This is a genomic window from Kitasatospora sp. NPDC029312 (assembly GCF_055569215.1).
The window spans coordinates 43,410-58,424 of sequence record NZ_JBVHXY010000004.1; the positions used below are offsets into that span (position 1 = coordinate 43,410).

Consider the following 15,015-nt stretch of genomic DNA (forward strand, 5'->3'; position numbering starts at 1 on the left):
CCCGGTGGGAGCCGCCCCCTAGCCCGCAAGGGGGACAGCCGGTGAAGAATCCACTTCCAGGGGATGAGCAGACGGCTACGAGCGGTCTGGCAGACTTCTCGTCCATGGGGGAACCGACCGAGATCCAGCGAGGCGACGCCGGGCGCGCCGACAGGGCACACGGTGGCGGTTCCGAAGCAGCGCAGGCCGCCACGGCCGCACTGCCCGACGGAGCCACCCGTGCCGCCCAGACCCGCACCGCCGCCCTGCGCAGCCGCGTCCGCGACCAGCGCCGCTCACCGGCCCGACCGCGGCTCTGGTTCGAGCTCGCCCTGATCGGGATCAGCTACTGGATCTACTCGGTCGTCCGCAACGCCGTCCCGGAGCAGGAAGCGGTGGCGCAGAAGCACGCCCGCTGGATCTGGGACCTCGAACAGAACCTCGGCATCGCCGTCGAGCGCTCGGTCAACCACGCCATGGACGGCGTCGGATGGCTCATCACGGGGATGAACTACTACTACGCGACGCTGCACTTCATCATCACGATCGGCGTCCTGGTCTGGCTCTACCGCAGCCACCCCGGCCGTTACGTCGCGGCCCGCAGCGTACTGTTCATCACCACCCTGATCGCCCTGGTCGGCTTCTACGCCTTCCCGCTGGCGCCGCCCCGGCTGATGACCGACGGCGGCTTCATCGACACCGTGAAGACCCACGGCACCTGGGGCTCCTTCGCCTCGGGCCCCGCCGCCCACGTCTCCAACATGTACGCCGCGATGCCCTCGATGCACATCGGCTGGTCGACGTGGTGCGGTCTGGCGATCTTCTTCCTGGCCCGCCGGACGTGGGTCAGGGCGCTCGGCCTGGTGTACCCGGCCGCCACCCTGCTGGTCATCGTCTCGACCGCCAACCACTTCTGGATGGACGCCGTCGGCGGCGGGATCTGCCTGGCCCTCGGCTTCCTCGCCACCCGCTGGCTGTACCACGAGTGGGTCTACCGGCTGCCGCGGGTGCCCGCCCGGGAGACGGAGGCGGCGGAGGAGCCGATCACCGTCCCGGAGCAGTGGAGCGAGCCGGCGGTCAGCACCGCACGGCGGTAGACGGTCGCACCGTCACCCGAGGGGCCCCGGCCAGGGGCCCTTTCCGTTTTCGGTTTCCGGTTTCGGCTTTCCGCCTTCGGTGTTCCGTTGCCCGAGAGGTCGAGCGGATCGGCGGATCAGGCGGCCCCGTAGAACAGCCGGTCCACCACCGCCCGGGCCCGCCGGGTGGTGCGCCGGTAGTCGTCCACCAGCTCCCCGCTGTGCCCGGCGCCGTAGCCCAGGTACCGGGCCACCCCGGACAGCTCCCGGGCCTCCCCGGGGAAGCTGTCCCCCGGCCGCCCGCGCACCAGCATCACCGCCGCCCGCACCCGGGAGGCCAGCACCCAGGCGGCGTCCAACACCTCCGCGTCGGTCGGCTCGACCAGCCCCGCCCGGACGGCGCCCGCCAGCGCGGCCCTGGTCCTGGTGGTGCGCAGCGCCGGCAGCTCGTGCCCGTGCTGGAGCTGGAGCAGTTGCACCGTCCACTCCACGTCCGCCAGCCCGCCCCGGCCGATCTTGGTGTGGGTGGTCGGGTCGGCCCCGCGCGGCAGCCGCTCGGCCTCGACCCGCGCCTTGATCCGCCGGATCTCCACCAGGTCCCGCTCCGGCACCCCGCTGCCCGGGTAGCGCAACGGGTCGATCAGCTGCCGGAACCGCGCGCCCAGCTCCTCGTCCCCGGCCACCGGCTCGGCCCGCAGCAGCGCCTGGCTCTCCCAGGCGTGCGACCAGCGGCGGTAGTAGGCGGCGTACGAGGCCAGGGTGCGCACCAGCGGGCCGCTGCGCCCCTCCGGCCGCAGGTCGGCGTCGACCAGCAGCGGCGGCTCGGTGGACGGCGCGGCCAGCAGCGTCCGCAGCTCATTGCAGACCGCCTGAGCGGCCTGGGCCGCCTCCTGTTCCAGCGAGCCGAGCAGCGGCTCGTGGACGAACAGCACGTCGGCGTCCGAGCCGTAGCCCAGCTCGTGGCCGCCGAAGCGGCCCATCGCGATCACCGCGATCCGGGTCGGCAGGGCCCCGTGCTCCGCCTCCCAGCCGGCCACGCAGGCGCGCAGCGCGCCCTGGAGGGTGGCGGCGTTGAGCGCGGTCAGCGCCTCCCCCGCGGCGTCCAGCGCCTCGGCGGGATCATCCGCGAGCCGGCCGAGCACGTCCGCGGCGGCCGTACGGAACAGCTCCCGGCGGCGCACCGAGCGGGCGGCGGCCACGGCGGCGGCGGTGGACCCGGCCCGGCCGACGGCGGCCAGTATCTCCGACTGCAGCGCCGCCCGCCCGCGCGGCACCAGGCCTTGCGGGTCCCCCAGCATGGCCACCGCCTCGGGGGCGCGCAGCAGCAGGTCGGGCGCGAGCCGGCCGGCCGACAGCACCCGGGCCAGCTGCTCGGCGGCGGCGCTCTCGTCCCGCAGCAGCCGCAGGTACCAGGGGGTGCGGCCGAGCGCGTCGGAGACCTGCCGGAAGTTGAGCAGCCCGGCGTCCGGGTCGGCCGAGTCGGCGAACCAGCCGAGCAGCACGGGCAGCAGGGTGCGCTGGATCGCCGCCTTGCGGCTCACCCCGGAGGCGAGGGCGCTGATGTGCCGCAGCGCGGCGGCCGGGTCGGCGTAGCCGAGCGCCTCCAGCCGGGCCCGGGCCGCCTCCGGGGACAACCCGGCGGCGCCGGGCGGCAGTTCGGCGACGGCGTCGAGCAGCGGGCGGTAGAACAGCTTCTCGTGCAGCCGCCGCACCTCCACCGCGTGGCGCTTCCACTCGCGCTGCAGCGCGGCCACCGGGTCGGAGCGGGTGTCGTCGTTGATCAGCGCGGCGAGCGAGCGGGCGAGGCGGCGCAGGTCCTCCTCGGCGGTGGGCATCAGGTGGGTGCGGCGCAGCCGGTGCAGCTGGATGCGGTGCTCCAGCGAGCGCAGGAAGCGGTACGCGGTGTCCAGCGAGGCGGCGTCCGCCCGCCCGACGTACCCGCCCCGGGAGAGCGCGGCCAGCGCCTCCAGGGTGTTGCCGCTGCGCAGCGCCGGGTCGGTGCGGCCGTGCACCAGCTGGAGCAGCTGGACGGAGAACTCGACGTCGCGCAGCCCGCCGGGGCCGAGCTTGAGCTGGCGGTCCAGCTCGGTGGCCGGGATGGAGTCGATCACCCGACGGCGCATCTGCTGCACGTCGGCGACGAAGTTCTCCCGGGCGGCGGCCTGCCAGACCATCGGGGCGAGCGCCTCGACGTACGCGGCGCCGAGTTCGGCGTCCCCGGCGACCGGCCGGGCCTTCAGCAGCGCCTGGAATTCCCAGGTCTTGGCCCAGCGCTGGTAGTAGGCCAGATGGCTGGCCAGCGTGCGCACCAGCGGGCCGTTGCGGCCCTCCGGGCGCAGGTTGGCGTCCACCGGCCAGATGGTGCCCTCGCCGGTGGTGTCCGAGCAGAGCCGGGTGAGCGCGGCGGCCAGCCGGGTGGCGGCCCTGACCGCCTCCTGCTCCTCCACGCCCTCGCGCGGCTCGGCGACGAAGATGACGTCCACGTCCGAGACGTAGTTGAGCTCCCGGCCGCCGCACTTGCCCATGCCGATCACGGCGAGCCGGCAGGCCTCGGCGGCCCGGGGGTCCTGCGCGGCGGCGAGGTCCAGCGCGGTCTGCAGGGTGGCGCCGGCCAGGTCGGCGAGCTCGGCGGCGGTCTGGGCGAGGTCGGTGGTGCCAGTGAGGTCGCGGGCGGCGATGGCCAGCAGGCAGCGGCGGTAGGCGATGCGCAGCGCGTCGGCGGGGGTGCGGGTGTCGTCCCGGACGCCCTCGGCGAGGGCGCGGCGGAAGTCCTCCGGGCCGGGGTGCATGTCACGCAGTTCGAAGGTGACCAGCGCGTGCCAGTCGTGCGGGTGCCGGGCCAGGTGCTCGCCCAGCGCCGTGGAGACGCCGAGCACGCCGAGCAACCGGTCACGCAGCGGCTTGGAGGTGGTGAGGGTGTCGCGCAGGGTGTGCCGCTCGGCCTCGTCGGCGGCCTCCAGCAACCGGGCCAGGCCCAGCAGCGCGAGGTCCGGGTCGGCGGTGGCGCCCAGCGCGTCCAGCAGCACCGGATCGTCGGCCAGGCCCTCCAGACCCGGGCCCTCCAGCAACCGGACCGCCCGCGCGGGGTCGGTGAACCCGCGCCGGACCAGCCTGATCTCGGGCCGGCTGACCCGGCTCCCGGCCCGCTGCTCCTCCACCGCCATCGGCCCCTCCATCCGTCCGTCCCAGCAGGCTACGCGCCCGCGCGCCGCCACGCCGGGCGCGACCGGCGGCCGGGCCGACACCCGCCACGCGGCGGGCCCACTGCCACCCTTCCGGGTGACGGCGGGCCCGAAGCGGTTCGCGCCGGACGCGGCACCGCCGGGCCAGGCCCAGCCTGACTCACCGCAACCGGGCCCGGCCCGGCCGAACTCACCGCAGCAGGGCTCAGAGCACCTGGAGGTTCTTGCGCAGCTCGAACGGGGTGACCTCGGAGCGGTACTCCTCCCACTCCTGGCGCTTGTTGCGCAGGAAGAAGTCGAAGACGTGCTCGCCCAGCGTCTCGGCGACCAGCTCGCTGCGCTGCATCAGGTCGATGGCCTCGCCGAGGTTCTGCGGCATCGGCTGGATGCCGAGGGCCCGGCGCTCGGAGTCGGACAGCGCCCACACGTCGTCGTCGGCGCCCGGCGGGAGTTCGTAGCCCTCCTCGATGCCCTTGAGGCCGGCGGCGAGGGTGACGGCGTAGGCGAGGTAGGGGTTGCAGCCGGTGTCCAGGGAGCGGACCTCGATCCGGGTGGAGCCCTGCTTGCCCGGCTTGTACATCGGCACCCGGATCAGCGCCGAGCGGTTGTTGTGGCCCCAGCAGATGTACGAGGGGGCCTCGCCGCCGGCGCCGGCGGTGCGCTGGGAACCGCCCCAGATGCGCTTGTAGGAGTTCACCCACTGGTTGGTGACGGCGGCGGTCTCGGCGGCGTGCCGCAGCAGGCCCGCGATGAAGGAGCGGCCGACCTTGGAGAGCTGGTACTCGGCACCGGACTCGTGGAAGGCGTTGCGGTCGCCCTCGAACAGCGAGACGTGGGTGTGCATGCCGCTGCCGGGGTGCTCGGAGAACGGCTTGGGCATGAAGCTCGCGTGCACGCCCTGCTCCAGCGCGACCTCCTTCATGACCAGCCGGAAGGTCATGATGTTGTCGGCGGTGGAGAGGGCGTCGGCGTAGCGCAGGTCGATCTCCTGCTGACCGGGGGCGCCCTCGTGGTGCGAGAACTCGACCGAGATGCCCATCGACTCGAGCATGGTGATCGCCTGTCGGCGGAAGTCGTGGCCCACCCCGCGCGGGGTGTGGTCGAAGTAGCCGGACTGGTCGGCGGGGATCGGCACGGTGCCGTCGCCGGGCAGGTTCTTCAGCAGGAAGAACTCGATCTCGGGGTGGGTGTAGAAGGTGAAGCCCAGGTCGGAGGCCTTCTCCAGGGTGCGCTTGAGCACGAACCGCGGGTCGGCGAAGGAGGGCGAGCCGTCCGGCATCAGGATGTCGCAGAACATCCGGGCGGTCCCCGGGGTCTCCGAGCGCCACGGCAGGATCTGGAAGGTGGTCGGGTCCGGCTTGGCGATCATGTCGGACTCGTAGACCCGGGCGAAGCCCTCGATCGCGGAGCCGTCGAAGCCGATGCCCTCCTCGAACGCCTGCTCCAGCTCCGCCGGCGCCACCGCGACCGACTTCAGGAACCCGAGCACATCGGTGAACCACAGCCGGACGAACCGGATGTCACGCTCTTCGAGCGTCCGAAGCACGAACTGCTGCTGCTTGCCCATGGGGACAGTCTCACCTCTGCTCTTTACGCTCGTGTTACGCCCGGGCGACCCCCGAGAGACCCCGCGCGGTGATTGCCCCCATCATGGCCGATCAACGCGCGTCCCGGCAGTGCCGACCCCCGCCCGGGACCCCCCGAGCGGGACATCGCGTCAGTTAGACGATTACACTCGGGGCATGCCCAATCTCCGTCTCGCCCTGTGCCAGATCGACCCCTGGGTCGGTGACATCGCCCGCAACAGCGATGAGGTGGTGCGCTGGACCGGCCGGGCCGTCGAGGCCGGCGCCCAGCTGGTCGCGTTCCCCGAGATGGCCCTGACCGGGTACCCGGTCGAGGACCTCGCGCTGCGCCGGTCCTTCGTCGACGCCTCCCGCGGCGCGCTGGTCGAGCTGGCCGGACGGCTGGCCGCCGACGGACTGGGCGAGGTCCCGGTGGTGGTCGGCTACCTCGGGCGTTCCGAGCACGCCTCGCCGCGGTTCGGCCGCCCGGCCGGGTCACCGCAGAACTGCGCCGCCGTGCTGCACCGGGGCGAGGTGGTCACCCGCTTCGCCAAGCACCACCTGCCCAACTACGGCGTCTTCGACGAGTTCCGCTGGTTCGTCCCCGGCGAGCAGCTGCCGGTGCTGCGGGTGCACGGCGTGGACGTGGCGCTGGCCATCTGCGAGGACATCTGGCAGGACGGCGGCCGGGTCACCGCCGCCCGCGAGGCCGAGGCCGGGCTCCTGCTGGTGGTCAACGGCTCGCCGTACGAGCGGAACAAGGACGACCAGCGCCTGGAGCTGGTCCGGCGGCGCGCGGCCGAGGCGGGCTGCGCCCTGGCGTACGTCAACATGGTCGGCGGCCAGGACGAGCTGGTCTTCGACGGCGACTCGATCGTGGTCGGCGCGGACGGCGAAGTCCTGGCCCGCTCCCCGCAGTTCGAGGAGCACCTGCTGGTGCTGGACCTCGACCTGCCGGCCGCCAGCAGCGACCACACCGACGGCCTGCTGCTGGCCGACGGGCTGCACCTGGTCCGCACCGAGCTGGACGGCGAGCCGGCGCAGGCCCCCGCCCTCGATGCCACCCCCGACGCCGTCCCCGCCCCCGCCGCCGCGCTGACCGCCGGGGTCGCGCCGCGGCTGTCCGACGAGGCCGAGATCTGGGCCGCGCTGGTCTCCGGCACCCGGGCGTACGTGGTGAAGAACGGTTTCACCTCGGTGCTGATCGGCCTCTCCGGCGGCATCGACTCGGCCCTGGTGGCCGCGATCGCGGTGGACGCGGTCGGCGCGGAGAACGTCCACTGCGTCTCGATGCCCAGCCGCTACTCCTCCCAGCACTCCCGGGACGACGCGGCCGAGCTGGCCCGCCGCACCGGCCTGCACTTCCGGACCGTCTCCATCGCCCCGATGTTCGACGCCTACCTGGGCGCCACCGAGCTGACCGGCCTGGCCGAGGAGAACCTGCAGTCCCGGCTGCGCGGCACCCTGCTGATGGCGATCTCCAACCAGGAGGGGCACATCGTGCTCGCGCCCGGCAACAAGAGCGAGCTGGCCGTCGGCTACTCGACCCTGTACGGCGATTCGGTGGGCGCCTTCGGGCCGATCAAGGACGTCTACAAGTCGCTGATCTTCCGCCTGGCCCGCTGGCGCAACGAGGAGGCCGAGCGGCGCGGCGAGGTGCCGCCGATCCCGGAGAACACCATCAGCAAGCCGCCGTCCGCCGAGCTGCGGCCGGACCAGAAGGACACCGACTCGCTGCCCGACTACGACCTGCTGGACAGCGTGCTGGACCGCTACATCGAGGGCGACGAGGGCCGGGACGCGATCGTCGCGGCCGGCTTCGACCCGGCCGTGGTGGACCGGGTGGTCCGGCTGGTCGACACCGCCGAGTACAAGCGGCGCCAGTACCCGCCGGGCCCGAAGATCTCGGTCAAGAACTTCGGCCGGGACCGCCGCCTGCCGATCACCAACCGCTGGCGCCAGGGCTGAGCGGGAGAGCAGCGGGGGCTGGACGAGCCGAGCGGGCCGGCTGACCGGCTCAGCGGGCCGGGCCGGGCTAGGAGCCGTACCGGTAGGTGGCGGCCACCGCGAGGTGGTCGCTGCCGTCCCGGGGCAGGGTGCGGGAGTCCACCGGCTTGAGGCCGCCCTTGCTCATGATCTGGTCGATCCGGGCCATCGGGAAGGCGGCCGGCCAACTGAACCCGAAGCCGTCCCCGGCGGCGCCCTGCGCCGAGCGCATCTGCGAGGTGACGGGCGCCAGACTGCGGTCGTTCATGGTGCCGTTGAGGTCGCCGAGCAGCAGGACCTTGGACACCCGCTCGGCCTGGATCGCGTCCCCGAGCGCCTGGGCGCTGACGTCCCGCTGGTCGACGGTGAAGCCGCCCTCGGCCTTGAGCCGGACCGACGGCAGGTGCGCCACGTACACCGCGACCGGGCCCTGCGGGGTGGCCACCTGGGCCCGGAACGCCCTGGTCCAGCCCATCTTGAGGTCCACTGGAGAGACCCCGCTGATCGGGTACTTCGACCAGAGCCCGACCGTCCCCTCCACCGAGTGGTACGGGTAGGCGTCGGCGAGGCCGCTCTCGTACGCCCGCAGGTGCCCGCCGGCCAGCTCCTCCAGGGCGACGATCTGGGCGCCCGAGGCCACCAGGCCGCGGATGGTGCCCGGCACGTCGGTGTTGTCGGCGGCGACGTTGTGGCTGACCACCGTCCAGTCGCCCTTGCCGCCGCTCTTGTCGGTCAGCTGCCCGCCGAAGAGGTTCGCCCACAGCACGACCGGCAGCAGCAGGGCGATCAGCGCGGTGGCCGAGCGGCGCAGCAGCGCGGGCACCAGCAGCACCGGGACGGCCAGCCCCACCCAGGGCAGGAAGGTCTCCAGCAGGCTGCCGAGGTTGCCGATGTTGTTCGGCACCTCGGCGTGGAAGGCCAGCAGCACGGCGGTGAGCACGGCCAGCAGGGCGATCACCAGGCCGCGCCGCCAGGTGTTGGCGCCGCGGGCGTCGCGGCCCCAGTCCCGCAGGGCGAGGAAGCCGCCGGAACGGCCGGCGGGGGCGGTGTCGGGGCCCCCGGCGTCCGTGGTCCGGTCGGTGCTGTCCGCCTGCGCCATGCTGTGGCTCCCTCGCTCGTGCCGTCGCCGGTCCGGCGGCCGGTCCGTGGGGTACGCGGGGTGCCGGACTGGTGCCGGTTCGATCGGATACCCGGCTCAGCCTATGCCGGGACAGACGCGCGGTTGCGGGAGCGGGTTCCGGCGTGGCCGGGTTTGGTGAGCCAGGCCACGTCGGGACGCGCCGGGCACGATCGAACGCCTCGGCGAACCGGTCGCGGCGGGAGGCAGAGGCGCAGGCGGAGGCAGGGTTGGAGGCCGGGGTGCAGGCCTGCGAGCGACTAGCCGGGCTCCTGGCGCGGCGCGAGGCCGCCGAGCAGCGCGTCGACCATCTTGCGGGCGAGGTCCTCGTCCTCCAGGTCGGAGTCCTCCCACAGGATGCTGCGGTAGACGATCGGGCCCAGCAGCAGGTCCCCCAGCAGCTCCACGTCGAGGTCGGCGCGGATCACGCCCTCGGCGACGGCCCTGCGGATCAGGCCGAGCCCGGCCTCGCGCCGCGGCTTGATCACCCGCTGGTGGTAGGCGGCGTACAGCTCGGGCAGGGTCTGCATCTGGCCGAGGGCGGCCTTGAGCAGCCAGCGGGTGCGCTTGGCGAGGCCGCGCCGCCGGACGTAGTCGATCATCTCGATCAGGTCGTCCCGGGCGCTGCCGCCGGAGGGTTCGGGCGCCGGCGCCTCCAGTCGGCTGACCACGTCGACCAGCAGGGCGACCTTGTTGGGCCAGCGCCGGTAGATGGTGGCCTTGCCGACGCCGGCGGCCGTGGCGACGCCCTCGATGGTGAGCTCCGAGAGCGAGGTACCGGCGGCCATCAGGTCCTCGACGGCGGTGAAGATGGCCTGCTCGGCGGCCTCACTGCGGGGGCGGCCGCGGCGGGCCGCGACGCAGGGCCGCCCGGTGTCGGCGCTCGGAGTGTCCATCCTCATCCCCGCTGTCTCTCCTCGCTGTCCCCGGGCGCGCGGGCGCCGTGGCGTTTCGGTGGGCGGCCCGCGGGCGCGGTGCCCCGCCCTGGACCGAGGCCCTGCCGTCCGGGTGCACCGGGCGGCAGGGCCATTGTCGCTCAGCCGACGTCAGGCGTCGGCGGACGGACGCGGCTCAGGCGTCGGCGGACGCGGTCTCCCGCGCCTGGCCGGGCTGCGCCGGGGCCGGCCCGGCCGGGCCGCCGGGGGCGGCGGCGCGGCGCGGCAGCAGGAACCACGCGACCAGCGCGCCGACCAGCGAGATCCCCACCGAGAGCGAGGCCACCACGTGCATGGCGTGGATGAAGGCGTCGTTCGCCGGGGCGATCAGCGCCTTGCCCGCGCCGTCCGGGATCCGGTCGGCGACGGCCAGAGTGGCCTCCAGCGACTCGCCCGCCTTGTCGCGCAGCCCCTCGGGCAGGTGGTTGAGGGTGTCGCTCATCCCGTCGCGGTAGACGGTGGAGAGCACCGCGCCGAGCACGGCGACCCCGAGCGAGCCGCCGACCTGGCGGAAGGTGTTGTTGACGGCCGAGCCGGCGCCGGCCTTCTCGCGGGGCAGCGAGCCCATGATCGCGACGGTGACCGGGGGCATGACGTGCGCCATGCCCGTACCCATCACCAGGCCGAGCACGATCAGCACCCAGATGGGGGTGGTCGCGGTCAGCACGGTGTAGCCGACGAAGCCGGCCGCGACCAGCACCATGCCGCCCGCGGCGGTGGCGGCGACGCCGAGGCGGTCGACCACCAGCCGGGCCCGCGGCGCGAACACCAGCTGGCCGACGGCCAGCGGCAGCATCAGCAGACCGGCCTGCAGGGCGCTGTAGCCGCGCACGCTCTGGATGTAGAAGACGCCGAAGAAGGACACGCCCATCAGCGCGAAGAAGATCACGCCGACGACCGCCACGGAGGCGCTGAACACCCGGTTGCGGAACCACGTGACGTCCAGCGCGGGGAAGCGCGTGCGGCGCTCGAACCAGACGAACGCGACCAGCGCCACGACGCCGAGCAGGGTCGGACCCCAGGCCTCGACGGAGGTGAAGTCGGCCAGCTCGCCGCCCTTGATGATGCCGTAGATCAGCGCGACCAGGCCGACGATCGACAGCAGCACGCCGACCGGGTCGAGCGCGCCCGGGTCCGGGTCCTTGGACTCGGGGACCAGGATCGCCATCGCGATCACCGCGACGATCACGATCGGGACGTTGATCAGGAAGACGGAGCCCCACCAGAAGTGCTCGATCAGCACCCCGCCGGTGATCGGGCCGACGGCGATGGCCAGACCGACCGCGCCGGCCCAGATGCCGATCGCCTTGGGCTGCTCCTCGCGCTCGAAGACGTTCATGATGATGGCCAGCGTGGCGGGCATCGCGAGCGCGCCGCCGACGCCCATCAGGGCGCGGAAGCCGACGAGTTCACCGGGCGAGCCGGCCATCGCGGACAGCAGCGAGGCGATGCCGAAGACCACCATGCCGGCCAGCAGGGCGAGTTTGCGACCGAAGCGGTCGCCGAGCAGGCCCGAGGTGAAGAGCAGCCCGGCGAAGACCAGGGTGTAGGAGTTGATCGCCCATTCGAGGTCGCTCTGGGTGGCGCCCAGGCCGACCGGAGCGGGGGTCGCGATGGTCTTCATCGCGACGTTGAGGATCGAGTTGTCGAGCACGACGACGAGCAGGGCGAGCACCAGGGTGCCCAGGATCGCCCAGCGGCGGCGGTGGATGGCTTCCGGCACACGGGGTGGCGCGGCTGCGGTGGTCATTGGTCTTCCCGTCCGTGATGTGTGGCACTGGCGGGCATTTGCGAGTCGCGTGCGTCTCGGAACCCCCCGCACCAGAGTAGCGGCGAATACGATACGAGACGAGTCCGTTTCGTAAAATGGAGGCAAAGCCCGGCGGGCGCGGAGACGACCGGCGTGGCGCGGAGTCGACTCATGCGGCGCGGAGTCCCATGCGGCGCCGAGACGTCCGGTGTGGCGCGGATCGCACCCGGCCCCCGGCGGCACCCCTCTTTGCGCTCACGCCGGGTCGTGCAAGCATGGAGGGGATCCGGGGACGCCGCACGGCGCCACGAGACGACAACCCTTCAGGAGTCCGTTCGATGAACGCTTCCTCGCCTTCGCCTGCCCAGAACCAGGCGTCGACCACCACCCTCTACGGCGGGGTCACCAACCGCCGCGTCACCGTCCGCGACCTCGCCGCCGCCAAGCAGCGCGGCGAGAAGTGGGCGATGCTGACCGCCTACGACGCCCTCACCGCCGGGGTGTTCGACGAGGCCGGGATCCCCGTCCTGCTGGTCGGCGACTCCGCCGGCAACTGCCACCTCGGCTACGAGACCACCGTGCCGGTGACCATGGATCAGATGGTGATGCTCTCCGCCGCCGTCGTCCGAGGCACCAAGCGCGCCATGATCGTCGCCGACCTGCCGTTCGGCTCGTACCAGGAGTCGCCCGCCCAGGCCATGCACAACGCGGCCCGGCTGATGAAGGAGGCCGGCGTCGGCGCGGTCAAGCTGGAGGGCGGCGAGCGCAGCGCCCGCTCGATCGAGCTGCTGGTCGAGGCCGGCATCCCGGTGATGGCGCACATCGGCCTCACCCCGCAGTCCGTGCACGCCTTCGGCGGCTACCCCGTCCAGGGCCGCGGCGACGAGGCGGCACACCAACTGCTGCGCGACGCCAAGGCCGTCCAGCAGGCCGGCGCCTTCTCGGTGGTGCTGGAGGCCGTCCCGGCCGAGCTGGCCGCCCAGGTCACCGAGCAGCTGGCCATCCCCACCGTCGGCATCGGCGGCGGCCCCGACACCGACGCCCAGGTCCTGGTCTGGACCGACATGGCCGGTATGACGGCGGGCCGGGTGCCCAAGTTCGTCAAGAAGTACGCCGACCTGCGCGGCGTCCTCGGCGAAGCCGCCCGCGCGTTCGCCCAGGACGTCCAGACCGGCGCCTTCCCGGCAGCGGAGCACAGCTTCCACTGACACACGGCCCGACGGCCCCGCCCCGACCACCCGGAGCGGGGCCGCTGTCGTGCCCGGACCGCGATGACAGCGGCGTGACAGCGGGGTGCCAGGGGGTTCGGCCCGGTGACAGGGGGCTGACAGGGCGGGGGGACAGCCTGGGGGCATGACAGCAATCGCCACTGCCCCGAAGACGCGGGGAACTGCCGGGAACGCCGTCGAGGTGCACGGCATCGTCAAGCACTTCGGCGCCACCAAGGCCCTCGACGGGGTCGACCTCACCGTCCGCGAGGGGACCGTCCTCGCTCTGCTCGGCCCCAACGGGGCGGGTAAGACGACCCTGGTGCGGGTCCTCTCCACCCTGATCAAGCCTGACGCCGGCACCGCGTTCGTGGGCGGCTACGACGTCCTGCGCCAGCCCAAGCAGTTGCGCCGCACCATCGGGCTGACCGGGCAGTACGCCTCGGTGGACGAGTTGCTCTCCGGCTACGAGAACCTCTACCTGATCGGCCGGCTGCTCGACCTGCCCAGCCGTGAGGCGAAGGCCCGGGCCGCCGAACTGCTGGAGCGCTTCTCGCTCACCGAGGCCGCCAAGCGGCCCGCCAAGACCTACTCCGGTGGCATGCGCCGCCGCCTCGACCTGGCCGCCAGCATGATCGGCCGGCCCCGGGTGCTGTACCTGGACGAGCCGACCACCGGCCTGGACCCGCGCACCCGCAACGAGGTGTGGGACGAGGTGCAGCGGATGGTCGCGGAGGGCAGCACCGTCCTGCTGACCACCCAGTACATGGAGGAGGCGGAGCAGCTCGCGGACGAGCTGACCGTCATCGACCGCGGCAGGGTGATCGCCAACGGCGGTGTCGCCGAGCTCAAGGCCAAGGTCGGCGGCCAGATGCTCCAGGTCCGCCCGGCGCACCCGGCCGAACTGCCGGAGATGGCCCGCAGCCTGCACGAGAGCGGCATCGCCACCGCCACCGTCTCCCCCGACGACGGCCTGCTCGCGGTGCCGATCGCCGGCGAGGAGCAGCTGACCGCCGTCATCGCGGTGCTCGGCACCCGGGGCTTCGCGATCGCCGGCATCGACACCAAGGTGCCCAGCCTGGACGAGGTCTTCCTCGCCATCACCGGCAAGCCGACCGCCGACACCGTCACCAACGACACCGCCGCCACCGCCGCCCTCGTGAAGGAGCCCGTCGCATGACCACCGCCACGCTCGCCCCCGCCCGGGCCGCGGACAGCCGGGCCGACGACGGTCGGATCGGCCTGGCCGCCAACCTGCGCCACATCGGCGCGCTGACCCGGCGCAACCTGATGCGGATCAAGGCCGATCCGGAGTCGATGTTCGACGCCGTGCTGATGCCGATCGTCTTCACCGTGCTGTTCGTCTACGTCTTCGGCGGCGCCATCTTCGCCGGGAACCAGGACCAGTACAAGCAGTTCATGATCCCCGGCCTGCTCGGGCAGACCGGCATGACCCTGGCGGTGGCCGTCGGCACCGGTCTGAACAGCGACTTCCAGACCGGGGTGATGGACCGTTTCCGCACCCTGCCGATCGGCCGGGCCTCCGTCCTGCTCTCGAAGATCGTGGCCGAGACCCTGCGGGCCCTGCTCTCCTCGGTGATCCTGCTGACCTTCGCGTTCGTCCTCGGCTTCGAGCTGAAGACCGGCGTGCTGGAACTGCTGGCCGCGGTCGGACTGTCGCTGGTGTTCGGCATGTCGATCGTCTGGATCTCGATGCTGCTCGGCATGTCGATGAAGAGCGCCCAGGCGGTGCAGGGCGTCTCCATGCTGGTCCTGATGCCGATGCAGTTCGGCAGCTCGATCTTCGCGCCGACCGACACCATGCCGGGCTGGCTGCAGTCCTTCACCAAGGTCAACCCGCTGTCCGCGCTGGCCGACGCCTCCCGGGCCCTGCTCAACGGCCAAGGGGCGGTGGCCCATCCGACGATGATCGTGCTGGTGTGGTCCGCCGCCGCCACCGCGATCTTCGCCCCGCTCGCCGTGGCCCGCTTCCGCAAGCGGACCTGAGCCCGACTTCCGCCGGCCGACCCGGAAACGGGCCGGCGGACGGAACGGCCGGCCGCCCGGGACAGGCGCCGGCCGTCGTAGGGGCCCGGGGGGGGGGGGGGGGGGGGGGGGGGGGGAGAGGAGGAGGGGGGGGGGGGGGGGGAGCACGGTGAGCAGGAGCAGTGGTCCCATCACCAATGGATGGATGCTGAGCTCCCGGGCCTCCCTGTA

The 15,015-nt window shown here is 73.1% G+C and carries 10 protein-coding genes; 5 read left to right on the top strand and 5 right to left on the bottom strand.

Annotated features, from left to right (window positions below; all coding sequences use genetic code 11):
- Nucleotides 1-104: 104 nt before the first annotated feature.
- Nucleotides 105-1,076, top strand: a complete 972-nt coding sequence (locus ACZ4WV_RS04725; RefSeq protein WP_465742761.1) for a phosphatase PAP2 family protein — start codon at nt 105-107, stop codon at nt 1,074-1,076.
- A gap of 116 nt (nt 1,077-1,192) precedes the next feature.
- Here ACZ4WV_RS04725 and ACZ4WV_RS04730 read toward each other — a convergent pair whose 3' ends face one another.
- Together ACZ4WV_RS04730 and glnA are read right to left on the bottom strand one after the other, a co-directional pair.
- Nucleotides 1,193-4,219: a bifunctional [glutamine synthetase] adenylyltransferase/[glutamine synthetase]-adenylyl-L-tyrosine phosphorylase gene (locus ACZ4WV_RS04730; RefSeq protein ID WP_465742763.1), complete on the bottom strand. Its 3,027-nt coding sequence runs from the start codon at nt 4,217-4,219 to the stop codon at nt 1,193-1,195.
- A gap of 223 nt (nt 4,220-4,442) precedes the next feature.
- Nucleotides 4,443-5,804: a type I glutamate--ammonia ligase gene (gene glnA, locus ACZ4WV_RS04735; protein ID WP_465742765.1), complete on the bottom strand. Its 1,362-nt coding sequence runs from the start codon at nt 5,802-5,804 to the stop codon at nt 4,443-4,445.
- Between the two features lie 175 nt (nt 5,805-5,979).
- Between glnA and ACZ4WV_RS04740 the strand changes: the two genes are divergently transcribed.
- Nucleotides 5,980-7,770, top strand: coding sequence for an NAD+ synthase (locus ACZ4WV_RS04740; RefSeq protein WP_465742767.1), 1,791 nt, complete (start codon nt 5,980-5,982; stop codon nt 7,768-7,770).
- Nucleotides 7,771-7,837: 67 nt separating this feature from the next.
- On the opposite strand, the gene ACZ4WV_RS04745 is transcribed toward ACZ4WV_RS04740, so the two are convergent.
- From ACZ4WV_RS04745 to ACZ4WV_RS04755, 3 genes are all read right to left on the bottom strand, one after another.
- On the bottom strand, nt 7,838-8,887 hold the full coding sequence (locus tag ACZ4WV_RS04745) for an endonuclease/exonuclease/phosphatase family protein (protein ID WP_465742769.1): 1,050 nt from the start codon (nt 8,885-8,887) through the stop codon (nt 7,838-7,840).
- Nucleotides 8,888-9,165: 278 nt separating this feature from the next.
- On the bottom strand, nt 9,166-9,807 hold the full coding sequence (locus tag ACZ4WV_RS04750) for a TetR/AcrR family transcriptional regulator (RefSeq protein WP_465742771.1): 642 nt from the start codon (nt 9,805-9,807) through the stop codon (nt 9,166-9,168).
- 169 nt (nt 9,808-9,976) lie between these two features.
- Nucleotides 9,977-11,590 (bottom strand): DHA2 family efflux MFS transporter permease subunit, encoded by a 1,614-nt coding sequence (locus tag ACZ4WV_RS04755; protein WP_465742773.1) that lies wholly within the window; start codon nt 11,588-11,590, stop codon nt 9,977-9,979.
- Between the two features lie 338 nt (nt 11,591-11,928).
- Between ACZ4WV_RS04755 and panB the strand changes: the two genes are divergently transcribed.
- The 3 genes from panB to ACZ4WV_RS04770 all read left to right on the top strand — a co-directional run bounded on the left by panB (nt 11,929) and on the right by ACZ4WV_RS04770 (nt 14,805).
- Complete coding sequence (gene panB, locus ACZ4WV_RS04760; protein ID WP_465742775.1) at nt 11,929-12,798, top strand: 3-methyl-2-oxobutanoate hydroxymethyltransferase; 870 nt, start codon at nt 11,929-11,931, stop codon at nt 12,796-12,798.
- 145 nt (nt 12,799-12,943) lie between these two features.
- Entirely contained in the window at nt 12,944-13,978 is a 1,035-nt protein-coding gene (locus ACZ4WV_RS04765; RefSeq protein ID WP_465742777.1) for an ATP-binding cassette domain-containing protein, read from the top strand.
- Complete coding sequence (locus tag ACZ4WV_RS04770) at nt 13,975-14,805, top strand: ABC transporter permease (RefSeq protein ID WP_465742779.1); 831 nt, start codon at nt 13,975-13,977, stop codon at nt 14,803-14,805. The genes ACZ4WV_RS04765 and ACZ4WV_RS04770 overlap by 4 nt, the downstream gene beginning before the upstream one ends.
- The last annotated feature ends 210 nt before the right edge of the window (nt 14,806-15,015 follow it).

Coding starts and splice junctions, on each gene's coding strand:
- ACZ4WV_RS04740 (WP_465742767.1), top strand. CDS start 5,980: ATGCCCAATCTCCGTCTCGCCCTGTGCCAGATCGACCCCTGGGTCGGT.
- panB (WP_465742775.1), top strand. CDS start 11,929: ATGAACGCTTCCTCGCCTTCGCCTGCCCAGAACCAGGCGTCGACCACC.
- ACZ4WV_RS04750 (WP_465742771.1), bottom strand. CDS start 9,807: ATGAGGATGGACACTCCGAGCGCCGACACCGGGCGGCCCTGCGTCGCG.
- ACZ4WV_RS04730 (WP_465742763.1), bottom strand. CDS start 4,219: ATGGCGGTGGAGGAGCAGCGGGCCGGGAGCCGGGTCAGCCGGCCCGAG.
- ACZ4WV_RS04745 (WP_465742769.1), bottom strand. CDS start 8,887: ATGGCGCAGGCGGACAGCACCGACCGGACCACGGACGCCGGGGGCCCC.
- ACZ4WV_RS04770 (WP_465742779.1), top strand. CDS start 13,975: ATGACCACCGCCACGCTCGCCCCCGCCCGGGCCGCGGACAGCCGGGCC.
- ACZ4WV_RS04725 (WP_465742761.1), top strand. CDS start 105: ATGGGGGAACCGACCGAGATCCAGCGAGGCGACGCCGGGCGCGCCGAC.
- ACZ4WV_RS04765 (WP_465742777.1), top strand. CDS start 12,944: ATGACAGCAATCGCCACTGCCCCGAAGACGCGGGGAACTGCCGGGAAC.
- ACZ4WV_RS04755 (WP_465742773.1), bottom strand. CDS start 11,590: ATGACCACCGCAGCCGCGCCACCCCGTGTGCCGGAAGCCATCCACCGC.
- glnA (WP_465742765.1), bottom strand. CDS start 5,804: ATGGGCAAGCAGCAGCAGTTCGTGCTTCGGACGCTCGAAGAGCGTGAC.